The organism is Candidatus Poribacteria bacterium (genome assembly GCA_026702755.1).
Classification (GTDB): domain Bacteria; phylum Poribacteria; class WGA-4E; order WGA-4E; family WGA-3G; genus WGA-3G.
On record JAPPBX010000080.1, the window covers coordinates 17,446 to 29,542 of the forward strand.

12 protein-coding genes are annotated in these 12,097 nt (G+C 46.8%); 5 read left to right on the forward strand and 7 right to left on the reverse strand.

What is annotated here, in order from left to right:
* Positions 1 to 19: 19 nt before the first annotated feature.
* The gene (locus OXH39_14280; protein MCY3551623.1) at positions 20 to 1,021 is read right to left on the reverse strand and encodes a Gfo/Idh/MocA family oxidoreductase; all 1,002 of its coding nucleotides are present in this window, start codon (positions 1,019 to 1,021) and stop codon (positions 20 to 22) included.
* A gap of 194 nt (positions 1,022 to 1,215) precedes the next feature.
* Between OXH39_14280 and OXH39_14285 the strand changes: the two genes are divergently transcribed.
* From OXH39_14285 to OXH39_14305, 5 genes are all read left to right on the forward strand, one after another.
* Positions 1,216 to 2,382 (forward strand): ABC transporter substrate-binding protein, encoded by a 1,167-nt coding sequence (locus tag OXH39_14285; protein ID MCY3551624.1) that lies wholly within the window; start codon positions 1,216 to 1,218, stop codon positions 2,380 to 2,382.
* A gap of 191 nt (positions 2,383 to 2,573) precedes the next feature.
* Positions 2,574 to 3,737, forward strand: coding sequence for an ABC transporter substrate-binding protein (locus tag OXH39_14290; protein ID MCY3551625.1), 1,164 nt, complete (start codon positions 2,574 to 2,576; stop codon positions 3,735 to 3,737).
* 65 nt (positions 3,738 to 3,802) lie between these two features.
* The gene (locus OXH39_14295; protein ID MCY3551626.1) at positions 3,803 to 4,660 is read left to right on the forward strand and encodes a hypothetical protein; all 858 of its coding nucleotides are present in this window, start codon (positions 3,803 to 3,805) and stop codon (positions 4,658 to 4,660) included.
* A gap of 305 nt (positions 4,661 to 4,965) precedes the next feature.
* Positions 4,966 to 5,949 (forward strand): hypothetical protein, encoded by a 984-nt coding sequence (locus OXH39_14300; GenBank protein MCY3551627.1) that lies wholly within the window; start codon positions 4,966 to 4,968, stop codon positions 5,947 to 5,949.
* A complete protein-coding gene (locus OXH39_14305; protein ID MCY3551628.1) occupies positions 5,915 to 6,823 on the forward strand; it encodes a hypothetical protein in 909 nt (302 codons plus the stop codon). The genes OXH39_14300 and OXH39_14305 overlap by 35 nt, the downstream gene beginning before the upstream one ends.
* 4 nt (positions 6,824 to 6,827) lie before the next feature.
* Here the strand turns inward: OXH39_14305 and OXH39_14310 are convergent, their stop codons facing one another.
* The 6 genes from OXH39_14310 to OXH39_14335 form a co-directional block, all read right to left on the reverse strand.
* Entirely contained in the window at positions 6,828 to 7,925 is a 1,098-nt protein-coding gene (locus OXH39_14310; protein MCY3551629.1) for an FAD-binding oxidoreductase, read from the reverse strand.
* Positions 7,926 to 8,016: 91 nt separating this feature from the next.
* On the reverse strand, positions 8,017 to 8,637 hold the full coding sequence (locus OXH39_14315) for a hypothetical protein (GenBank protein ID MCY3551630.1): 621 nt from the start codon (positions 8,635 to 8,637) through the stop codon (positions 8,017 to 8,019).
* Positions 8,638 to 8,692: 55 nt separating this feature from the next.
* The gene (locus tag OXH39_14320; protein MCY3551631.1) at positions 8,693 to 9,157 is read right to left on the reverse strand and encodes a hypothetical protein; all 465 of its coding nucleotides are present in this window, start codon (positions 9,155 to 9,157) and stop codon (positions 8,693 to 8,695) included.
* A gap of 197 nt (positions 9,158 to 9,354) precedes the next feature.
* The gene (locus OXH39_14325; GenBank protein ID MCY3551632.1) at positions 9,355 to 10,092 is read right to left on the reverse strand and encodes a phytanoyl-CoA dioxygenase family protein; all 738 of its coding nucleotides are present in this window, start codon (positions 10,090 to 10,092) and stop codon (positions 9,355 to 9,357) included.
* A 209-nt stretch (positions 10,093 to 10,301) separates the two neighbouring features.
* The gene (locus tag OXH39_14330) at positions 10,302 to 11,426 is read right to left on the reverse strand and encodes a mandelate racemase (protein MCY3551633.1); all 1,125 of its coding nucleotides are present in this window, start codon (positions 11,424 to 11,426) and stop codon (positions 10,302 to 10,304) included.
* Positions 11,427 to 11,548: 122 nt separating this feature from the next.
* Complete coding sequence (locus OXH39_14335; GenBank protein ID MCY3551634.1) at positions 11,549 to 12,058, reverse strand: DUF1854 domain-containing protein; 510 nt, start codon at positions 12,056 to 12,058, stop codon at positions 11,549 to 11,551.
* Positions 12,059 to 12,097: the final 39 nt, after the last annotated feature.

Sequence of the window (12,097 nt, forward strand, 5' to 3'; positions counted from 1 at the left end):
TTTCGTTCTATAGGGGCGATTACAACTTGACGACTTCTTTGCGTCGATTCGATTCAAGAAGCGCGTCACAGATGCGCGTTGTATTTACGGCTACTTCGGACCATTTTTCTTCAAGGTTCCCAGATTGCACAATCTGAGAGAACCGCTCAATCATTGTAACTTCCTGAATACACCCATCAATAGTGTTCCGTTCGTTTCCGTCCGGTCCGTGAATCCAGAATCGGGCAGTCTCTTCAGACGTAGGGACGGTGAAATCATCACAGACGATTGAGGCGCGCGTGCCAGCAACTTCAAACCACTTCCGAAGTCCTGTGTCAAACCCACAATCTAAGGTCGCAATGCGTTCGTCCTCAAACCAGAGGATACCAGTGAGATTAAAGTCCACCCCAACTTTGTAACGCGCTGTCGCGAAGACCTGTGTCGGCATCTGCTCGAATGCCCAGAGAATCGCACGGACACAGTAGTAGCCTAAATCTCCGAGACTTCCGCCTGCGAATTCCTTCATTGCTCGGATATTGCCGACAGGGATTGTGTCCCAATTAAAGGTGAACGCAGCTGTCACTCGGCGGAGGTGCCCGAGGGTCCCGTCTGTTAGTTTCTGCTTCATTGCCGCGGTGCGTTCATGATGCACCCACATGACCCCGTCCATCAGTTGCACACCATTTTGTCGACAGGCATCTGCCATAGCAGTGGCTTCATCAGCATTTGCGGCAAGCGGTTTCTCACAAAGGACGTGTTTACCGCGTTCTGCCGCTTTGATTGTCCATTCGGCGTGGAGTGAGGGGGGTAAAGGGATATAGATGGCATCAAGTGAGTCATCAGCGAGAAGCGCGTCGTAGGTGCCGTAGGTCGTAGGAGCATTATGCTCTTGTCCCCATGTAGTAGCACGTTCTTCAGTCCGACTCGCAACCGCAATTAAGTCAGCGTTCCGGGCGAGATGGATCGCATGGGCAACCTTTGTCGCAATATTTGCTGTGCTGAGGATTCCCCAGCGGACAGGTGATTTCGTTTCAGTGGTCATGTTGTTCCATCTGATGTAAGGTTGTTGTTTTTGCCTGTTAGGCTTATCATAATATATCGTATAATGGAAAATAGATCAAGTATATTAGATGTCCGGATCGAATCGGTTTTAACTTGATTTTCAGTGTGAAAATGATATAATGCGATAAGCACCGCGTCTGCTGCCAATAGACCGAAGTATACACAAGGAGTTTTATGAATACGAAAAAATTCATACGATGCGTATTTCTATTCGCGATTGTTGCCCTAATTATCGGATTTTCCGCGTGTGAACGAGTTTCCCAGATTACCCAACCTGCAACATCTCAGATGCCGGAAGTCGGTGAAGATATTTCTATCGGGGTCGTTTTACCATTGACGGGTCGGTTCAGTTACGTGTCTGGCAGCCCACTCTTGCAAAGTTTTGAGTTGGCACTCAGTGAAATTAACGCCGCCCGACCTCATGGTGTGGAACTCAAGCTTATCATCGAAGACGATCAAAGCACCACAGAAGGCGCAATCGCAGCTTTCAATAAACTGATCCACCAAGACGGGGTGTCCGTTATTCTTGGACCTGTTAATTCAGATCAAACGAAGGAAGCTTTTCCGATCGCACAAGAAAATGAGGTGGTCGCAATAAGTCCGACATCTTCTGCCCGCGGTCTCAGCGCGATCGGAGATTTTGTCTTTCGCGTCGCGTTGACTACAGATATACTTATCCCCAGGGGCATTGAAGTCACACAGACACACCTCGGTTATCAACGCGTCGCTACACTATATGATGAAACTGATCTTTTCTCCACCGATAGCGACACAGCAGTGCGGGAGGTCCTCAAGGCGCGCGGTATTGAAGTGGTCGCCACTGAAACCTTCCAAGGTGGAGATACCGACTTTTCCGAACAGTTAACCCGAATCCAGATACTGGACCCTGATGTTATCTTTGTTTCATCTCAACCCCCAGAAAAGCCTGACATACTCACCCAAGGGCACGCACTCGGCATATCTGCTCCGTTCATCGTGCGCACATTAACCGGAGCAGATGTGCAAGCCGCAGGCGCAGCCGCCGAGGGCGCGATGACTTTTATCGGATGGGGTGCCGTTGTTGATACGCCACAAAATCAAGCGTTTGTGGAGAACTATACCACCCAATTCGGCATGGCACCCAGCAACTTCGCGGCGCGCGCGTATGCCGCATTTCATATTCTCGCGGAGGCGATCGAGAGGGCACACGCAACCGATGCTGTAGCGATTCGAGACGCGCTCGCAAGTATCAGAGATTTTGACACAATTTTAGGGAAATTCTCTTTTGATGCTAACGGGGACGCGGTCTACGACCCGAAGGTTCTGATTGTCAAAGACGGCGAATTGCTCCTCTTTCAGTAGCCATGATAATAGGTTGATTTTCTCGTTCACGTAAAGTATAATCATCCAACGTGAGTTCAACTTAAGCGTGCAGGTTGGGTGGTGTACCTGAGAACGCAAGATAGAAGTGTGCGCTACAAAATCCCGTGGACATCAACACCTTTGCGTGGAAAACAAGGGCTACATATCTAAAATCTGATAGGAACTTTATTATGAATACTAAAAAATTCACACTTTTCGCATTTCTACTTGTAATTACTGGACTAATCGGATTCTCCGCGTGTGAGCGAGTTTCCCAGATTGTTCAACCTACCACACCCCAGATGACGGAGACCAGTGAAGAAATTTCCGTCGGTGTCGTTTTACCTCTGACAGGACGACTTACGGATTCATTTGGTAAACCAATACAGCAAGGCTTTGAATTAGCACTCAGCGAAATTAACGCTGCGTATCCCAGTGGAGCAAAACTCAATCTTATTATTAAAGATGGTCAGAGCACTATAGACGGGGCAGTTGAAGCCTTCAATAAACTGATTCACCAGGACGGGGTATCTGTTATTCTCGGACCTGCTACCTCAAGTCAAACTGAGATGGTTTTTCCGATAGCGCAAGAAAATCAGGTTGTGGCGATTAGCCCGACATCTTCTGCCCGCGGTCTCAGCGCGCTGGGGGATTTCGTTTTTCGCGTCGCGCTGACTACAGATATACTTATCCCCAGGGGCATTGAGGTAACACACACAAAACTTGGTTATCAACGCGCCGCTACACTATATGATGAAACCGATCTTTTCTCCACCGATAGCGACGCGTCCGTACAGGAAGTCCTTGCTGCGAAAGGGGTTGAGGTGATAGCTACTGAAACCTTCCAAGGTGGGGATACCGACTTTTCTGAACAATTAACCCGAATACAGACCCTGAATCCCGATGTTATTTTTGTCTCTTGCTTATCGCCGGAAAAGCCTGGGCTTCTCATGCAAGGGCATGAGCTCGGTATATCCGCTCCCTTTATCGTGCGCACATTGACTGCAACAGAGGTGCAGGCCGCAGGTGTAGCTGCCGAAGGGGCGATGACTTTTGTCGGGTGGGGTGCCGCTGTTGATACACCGACAAATAAAGCCTTCGTGGAGAATTATAGTGCCAAATTCGATATGGAACCGAGCAACTACGCCGCGCGTGCGTATGCTACACTTCATATTCTCGCGGAGGCGATCGCGAATGCACACGCAATCGATTCTGCAGCGATTCGAGACGCGCTCGCAAGTATCAAAGATTTTGACACAATTTTAGGGAAATTCTCTTTTGATGCTCACGGGGACGCGGTTTACGATGAGAAGGTTTTGATTGTCAAAGATGGTAAATTGGTACGCTTTGAGTAATCCTCGGCTGCATGTATTGAAACGGGCTGCCTTGAAAGATGCCGAAATGCTAAAGGATGGAAGGTTTGGAGAATGTATTAGGTCAGTTTTACACTAAATCAGAGGTCGCGGGAGTCTGTTGGGAGCATTTCACGAACACACTTTCAACCCTAAATCTGAATCTCAGCGACCTCTTTTTCGTGGAACCTGCTGCTGGCACGGGTGCGTTTTACAAACTCTTACCCCCTAAGAAACGATTCGGCATCGATCTCGTGCCGAAATATAAGGATGTAAAATCCCAAGACTTTTTTAGCATCACCGGTTTCCCATCCGCCCGCAGAGATACTGCAGTTATTGGCAACCCCCCATTTGGCAAACGTGGAAAGTTAGCCATAGCCTTTTTCAATCATGCTGCCCATTTGGCGGACATCATCGCGTTTATTGTACCTGTTAATTTCCGTAAGTTTACAACTCACAAACAACTTGATTCGAGCATGCGCTTCATCAGCAAATTGCCACTCCCAAGAGATGCTTTCCACCTTGATACAGGCAAGTCCTACTCAGTAAATACAGAATTCCAGATATGGACACGTTTGACAAGCACGCACCAAGATATGCGTCAGTATAAACCCTTACCGATTCAGCACCCAGATTTTCAGATGTGGCAGTACAACAACACACCCGATGCTTTGAAAGTTTTTCAGAACCCCTTTGATTTTGCTGTGCCGTGTCAAGGGTGGCAGGATTATTCCCGTAGGGAAACAGATGAAAAGCGGTGTGAACGGAATAAGCAGTGGATGCTTTTGAAAGCAAACAATTCCGGTGTTCTAAAACGATTGATGCATATAGACTATGAAAGTTTAGCACAAGAGTGTGCCACGGCTGTTCCGGGTTTCCGGAAGGGGGACTTAGTGAAGGCGTATGCAGATTACTATGGGAAATAGAATCTACTGCGAGGATAATCTCTAAATCCTAATGTAGAGTTATTCATCACAACGACGTGAAACCTAACTTCTTCATCATCGTTATTTTATTACCAGAAGAATGCGCGGTCCCAGAGTGATGGCAGGGCAATGATATAGCCAATTCTTTTGATTATATTGGTACTTTACTTTTTAATTTTGACAAATTACCTGATTTATGTTAACATATTGTTGGAGATTTCGGTTCACTTCATTTTTTAGGTAAAGTTGAGACTACAACAGAATTTTGCTTGAAACTTCGATTTTTTCACATGAAAGGTTGATTGATGCTCACGTATAAGGTTAACCCGAATACACATCAAGATTATCGCTCGCTCCTTCAAAAAGCTGTGCGCCGTAGTGATGATACTCTTGTTACTAAGGTTGTTGACCAGCTTTATAAGGTAGATGATGCAGCGTGGCTAAAGAGACGGACTGGTGTAATTATTGCTGAAGAGTGTTGGCCACTCATGGCAAAATGGGAATTGCCTAAAAAACTAGAGGAACAGCAGGCGGCGATAAAAGATATTCTTAGTCAGGTTGCTTTATCAAAAAAGTTTAAGGATGCTGCTGGATTAGGATCTCTGGCATATGCCCTGTCAGAAGGCGATAGTTCGGTACTAACCGGTTCTGACGAAGATTATTATATCAAACGTATTAGGGACGCCATTAAAGATGGGAAAACATATTGGAAGTGGGCTATTTCTCAATGTTCAAACGATCCTGTAACTAGGTTGGTTACACAAGCAGAAAGGGCTTATCGAAAAGCCGGATGGCCTTGGGATAAAGCTTTTATTCAAGCAACCGCATATTTAGCAATTAGGGATGGAATTCCTAAATGGAGACCGGTTCCTAATGTTAAAGCGAAGTTCCCATTTTGGGTCGCATTGGATAAGCACACCCCACAAGGAAAAATGGCTCTTCGCGAAGTTTCAAAGAAGACTGGAGTTTCTTGGAGGCAGCTGAATTGGGTCAGTTTTTACTGTGAAAGTGGCCATGTTGATAATTCAATACCTTCCCGATGGTGGGATAGAGAAGTAGAATGGCGACTCAGTAAAGTAGGTTTATCATTCAACATGGCAAAATCAATGTGGACAGAAGCGCGACCGGAATTTATTAAAGCACTACGGGATGAGCCCGCACGCCTTGAAGAAATTTTCGGAGATAGTATTCCTTATAATGTGGGTGGAAATGGACAACTTTGCTTCATTATCCTAAATCCTCGGGAAAAAATCCGTGATAACTGGCAACGACATTCAATCTTTGGTTAACTTGTTTGAGGAACGTCAGGTATTCCTTTATCACGCGTGTCAATTGATTGACTTTCAATCATATCTTCACCTTGGTGGGATTCCCTCACGCGCTCTACTTGAGAGTAAACAGGCAGAATTTACGAAATTCCAGACTGATGCCATTGATCGTGAAAATAGTGTATGGGATAAAGTGTTTGTAAATTTAGCGGACTTTGGTGAATCGTTTGCCCGTGGTGATAAGAGCGTACCGAATCCTTATGGACCTATACTTTTCCAAATCTCGCCCTCGGCTTTATTGGAAACATCTGATGTGGCTATATGTCTTCGGTCCGCCGGAGCACAAGGGTTTAATCGAGAAGGAGAGGCACTCAGGACAGTCGAGCAAATTAATCGACTATTCTTATATCCAAGTAATGTTTACCCCCTCTCTAAGAGGCGTTTAATTAAGTTTGGAAATAAACTGGAAGTAGAATTTGAAGACCCAAACGCTCAAACACCAGAAATCAGTTGTACAGTGTCAAGCGGTGTATTGTCAATTCAAAAGGTCCGACTTGTTAGAGTTGCCCCGTATATGGTAAACGGTCGAAGCCTACGAAATTGGGCAGATAGTATCAAAAAAAGACATGGTGCTCAATTTTCTATTTACGAGCGTACCCACTTTCAAGATAATTCAAGAAAGCTCCTTTATAACGAAATCGTGGAACAAATTGGTGAGGAAATTCCATCATTATATGCTATCACCCAAGATAATACATGTACTCAGCCCTTACGAGAGTGGGCAAGGCAGATCTCCCAAGGAGATTTAGAATGGCAATTCAAAAGATATGCTACATATTTACGTGATGGAACGCTTAAACTAATGCGAACAGCATCTCTGCCTAGCGAACGTTAACAACCTACCCAAACCGCTTAGGTCGATAAGGCGCAAACCAATCCACCCGTGCATCGTCAACAATTTCCAAGGTTGCCATTTCACCTACCAAAGGTGCCAGCGTCACACCGCTGTGCATTAAGGCAATATACAAATTCTCCACCGCTTCAGTAAATCCGAGTACTGGAAACCCATCAAGCGGCATCGGACGGTAGCCAACCGGTGTTGGGATCGCCTCCGCATCCGCTATCGCTGGTAGATAGACCCTGGCACGAGCAAGAAGCGCGTCGGCGTGCTGTTGTGAATTATCGCGGTTGATTCCCTCTTGGGTGCCTTGCCCGATTCTAAGACTCCCATCGGTTAATTGTCGCAGATGCAGGTGCTGATGGTTTTCATCCGTTGATGGCGCATGAATGATTGATACGTTATGTAAAACCTCGGCGCACGGCGTTGTTTTAATAACGATTCCTGGGCTTCGTTGTTGAGGGATGTGTACCTGCGCTAAGGATGCGAGTTCGGTTGTCTGAATACCGCTCGCTAAGACAACAACATCACACGGGAATTCGGCATCGCTGGTTTTGACAGCAGTGATACTGCCGTCGCGAATGACGAACCCTGTGACGTTGGTTTTGGGATGCACGACCGCACCTGCCTCGCATGCACGCTGAAGGCAGGCATCAATGAATTTATCGGTTTCAATATGAATGTCTGCTTCGGAGAAGGACGCGGCTTCCACGATGCCGGGGTGTAGATCGGGTTCAAATGCCAACATCTCGTCACGGGTAATGAGCCGACACGGGTACCCCCAGGTCTGAATTTGTTGGATGCGATCCCGGAGTTGCTGTGCGCGTTGCGGATTGTTTTCCCATCGCATTTCACCGCCGTAATGGATACCGATATCGGTATCAAGTTGATGTGCCAGTCGGTACCACATATCCAGCGAACGTCGGTTGAGGGTGTGATACTCACGCGGATCCTTCCCGAAAGCGTTTGCCCACGCAAATGAGTGTCCAGATGCGCCTGCACCGGGGATATCGCGTTCCAGAAACGTTACAGCAATGCCGTTTCGTCGGGATAGATGATAACCGAGTGCGGCACCGATGACACCCGCTCCCACTATCACAACGTTTTTCGGCTGGAGACTTGAAAAAAAAACTGAATTTTTGTTTGGCAATTTTTTAACGACAGTAAAAAGAATTAACAGTTGAAAAATTTTAGCGGTGTGCTGCGACAATAAATCCTGTTAAACCGGTAAGTAACAGTTGAAAGCCTGTTTGATAGAATAATATTAGAAACGGTTGGCAGAGTGCTATCAAGCCCAGCGCGATTAAACCGACAGAGATTTGTTCACACAAGGTTTTCTGTGAAAAAACAATCGAGAAAACGGTTACTCCGGGCAGCAGCAGGTGTAGAGCGGTACTATTAAGTGATGGAGAGAAAGGTTGGTAAAGGAAAACAATACCGGCGCATGCGAAGAGTGCTGAGACAATACTTACCGGACGCTTCGCGGTTGTTGTCATGCCGAACGCAATAGCACAGGCGAAAAGTATATGAAAAGTTGAGCCGCGCAGGATTGAGGGCACAGGTAGATAGAGAAACCCGAGACCGATCACTAAACCTATACCGGATATAACGGAGATTCGTTGTTTATTCTCAAAAGCGGTACCAGCAAGAATCGCAGCAATACTCAGCAGCACCAACGAGATCCCCTTCAATAGAACGGCATTTTGAATAATACGCGGCGGGAGCAGTGAAATACCTTCTACATAAAGAAATATAATACCAAATACGAAGAATCCGATTGCAAGCAGCTGATTCCGTTTTTCTTTTGCCATAGCAATTTTTCGATACCTATGGAGGCGGCACCTTTAACCTCGTTGTCTGTGCCCATCAATCTTTGCGTTTTAGCAGGCGGTTTACCCAAGTTTTGGATTGTTCCTCTGTTAATTGACTTTTCAGCTTGTCAACTTCCGCTGACAACTCCTGTTTTTCAACTTGAAAGGATTCAATTGTTTCCTGGAGTTGCGTATTTTCGGCAACAAGTGCTTGCTTCTCCCCTTCCAATTTGTCGCAGGTTTCCCGTAGGTGTGTTATATGAAAAACTTGACAACTGAGGTTTTCGATGATGTCATCTGTTGGAATGTTATAGGTAAGTTTTTTTATCAGCAGTGCGAGACCGTCAATGCGTAACTCAATTTGTGGTTTTGGACTATCTCCTGGTTTTTCGGATCGGGCAGAGACGACACGTAGATACGGTTCAATATCGACATCTCTCCGCTCTAACGTTCGATTGATGATTTCTTTTTCCACACCTATTATTTCAGTGATTTTGGAAGGATTCAGATAGAGGTCCATTCCCAAATTTCCTAAGTATATTTTTATGTATGAAGATGAATACTGTTGTCTGCTTTGAAAATAGAGTAAAAAGCAATCATAACATCTGTCAGAATATTTAGCAAGTTAAAGTTTCAGAGTGTCTGTAGGAGCGGTTTCGGCGCGCTTACGAAGCGCGCCGACAAAACAAATTCGAGACGCTGCGAAAAAACGAGATTCTATGAAATCCCATCCCAATATTTCCACATATCGTCGGGAGTCTCAAACTTAATCTGGTCCAAATCTTTTCGGCGGTACCGAGAGATGAGTGCGATTCGGACGTTGCGACCACAGTTGGATCCAGCCGTGTGGCTCATTTGATGATGCCAGAAACAGACATCACCTGCCCCGCCTGTGAATTCGTAACTCGGTCCCAAATCAAACGGAGCGATACCACCCGGAAGGCTATCCAAGTCGTGATGTCTAAAGTATTCTGCCCAAATCCGGTGGCTTCCGGGCCAAACCGTAAACCCGCCACCCTGTTCTTCAACTGTGTCGAGATAGACGGTAGCACCGAGCGTGAAGGCACCGACAACACCTTTAGGCACCCCGTTCGTGGGGGTATGGTAACCGTCAAGATGTCCCCTGGGTTCGCTCCATTTTCTGTCTGGGTCTGGAAAATTGATATGCGGTCCTGCTCCGCCGCTGGCGTTCAATTTGCCCTCACCGACGAGTTCTTCTGCCATAGCGAAGACTCGGTTGTTATATGTTGTCCCGCTGATAACATCTTCGCTGCCAACAGGCACTGTACGATAACCTTTACGAATCCAGGACTCTGGGTCGTTCCGATCTTCTTCCAGCTCTTCCCAAAGTCTGTCAAGTGCGGCATCAATCGCTTCCTGTTCCAGCGCGCCGCGGACGACCAAATAGCCATTTTCTTTAAAGAACGTTCTGTCTGCTTCCGTTAAATATGCCATGGTTCCGTTTCTCCCAGAATGTTTTGTGATCTGCCTTCAGGTTCGGAGATCGTTTCTCCTAACTTGTGTTGGCTTCAGCAAGTGCTGTGCCTACGGATTTGGAGGGTTGCAATATTTCTCCTATCCTCCAACAAACCACTTTATTAGCATAGCTACTGCTATCATACCAACGATGTATATAAGGGTTTCTATCGGTATCCCAATTACCACTATGCACGAACCTCAAATCCATTCTCTTCACGCGCTTTTTGGTAAGGTATCTCGTCTATATTCAATCCGAAACCCAGACTTTGGGGAACATTCACATAACCGTTGGATATGGAATAACCCGAATCATCTATACCCGGAGTCGTCGCGTGATCCCACTCGGTGAACTCAAACCGCTCTACCTTCGCTGCAAGGTGACAGGTGACGAAATTGCCATAATAACCACCATAGTGATGTGGTGCTGTGCCAACGTCCACCGCATCTAATTCGGGACCGAGTTCAAGCCAGCGTGAGAAACCGGGGTAAAAAATATCGTATTGCACGATGTCAATGAGTCCATCTTTTGCCCAGTCTACCAAATTCGGTGAGGCACCACCTTCGCCATCTGCGATACGCGTTTCTAAACCTTCGGCGTTCAGCCATTCCTTCAGTAGACTATAAACACGGGCATCTTCGTGAAACGCTTCTTCCATCCAATAGACATTTGCATCAGCAGCTCCACCTAATACCTGCTTTGTAAGATTGAGGTTATAGCCGTTGTTTGCGTCTATCAAAATCGAAGCATCGGGTCCGACAGCCTCGCGGACAGCACGAATAACATCAATATCCCGTTGTGTCCCTTTATCGAGTGGCATGTGCATCGCGCCGCGCCCTACCTTGATTTTGTAGGCGTTATGTCCGCGTGCCTTCCCCTCTAATGCCTCGGACGCAATAAGTGCCGCCGCTTCAGCATTGTCCTCAAGGTGCAAATCATCGATGTAGAGCGAAGTATCATAACACGGGGCGCGAAATTCTCCATTCCCTCCAGAAAGCATCGCATAGACCGGTTTTTGCGCCAAATTTCCCACCAGATCCCAGAGTGGATACTCCAACATTCTGAATTCTTCGGTGACACCACTTTCTGCCTTGAAAGCATCATTGAGTTGAAACCCAACGATTGCTTCCGCTTTTTCGCGCGAGATTGGCGAAAACCCAAAACCACTGGCACCATCTGTTGTCGTTAGACGTGCGATGGCGGGACGGACATACAATCCATGTTCACCGAGTCGCGAGTTGCAGCCAGCTTTACGAGGGCGTTCACCTGTTAAGCGTGCCCATTCAATTCGTTCGATTCTTACATCTTCCACTCTTACTGACCTCCGTAGGTATCGTTTTAGCAGTGCCGTTTTCGTTAAAAGGAGAGGCGCGATCCTATGTTTATATAGGAAGTTGCGCCTTAAAAAATAATTAAATCTCGTAGAATAAGCCGCTATAATTGCGTTTCAAGAAGTGCCAGACTTGCGGGGTCCAACCGATGGTAGTTCTCAATTTCGTAGCGATTGCCATCGGCATCTTTAATAAGCACTCGCCCGTTTTCAAGGCTGACGACATCGTAGCGAGTCCGCATGCCAAAGGTTACGGGACCACGGTTGGTTTCCACGACCCACCGCGTAACACCGAATTCGCCCTCAAGTTCATGGATCTTGGTGATTTTCGGCATAAAATATCGCTTCTGCAACTCTGACACGAGGATTTCCGCCGACTCTCGCGGTAACTGTCGGATGTCCTGAATAATACCGATTTCTTCGCCTTCGCTATCCAGCAGTGTGATATATTTGTTGGAATCAGTGAGTGGGAAGGATCGGATTGCTTCAACGTTTGTGTGGCTTGTGCCATCCGGCAGTTCAACCGTGAGTTCTTCAAACGAATCTCGCGCAATTTTGACCTTGGGGGCATCAAGGAACTGCACCTCATCGGTAATCGGCGTAGCTTCCTGCATAACGTGGTTTCTCCTTCTTCTATAGCAGGGAGGGTGCGG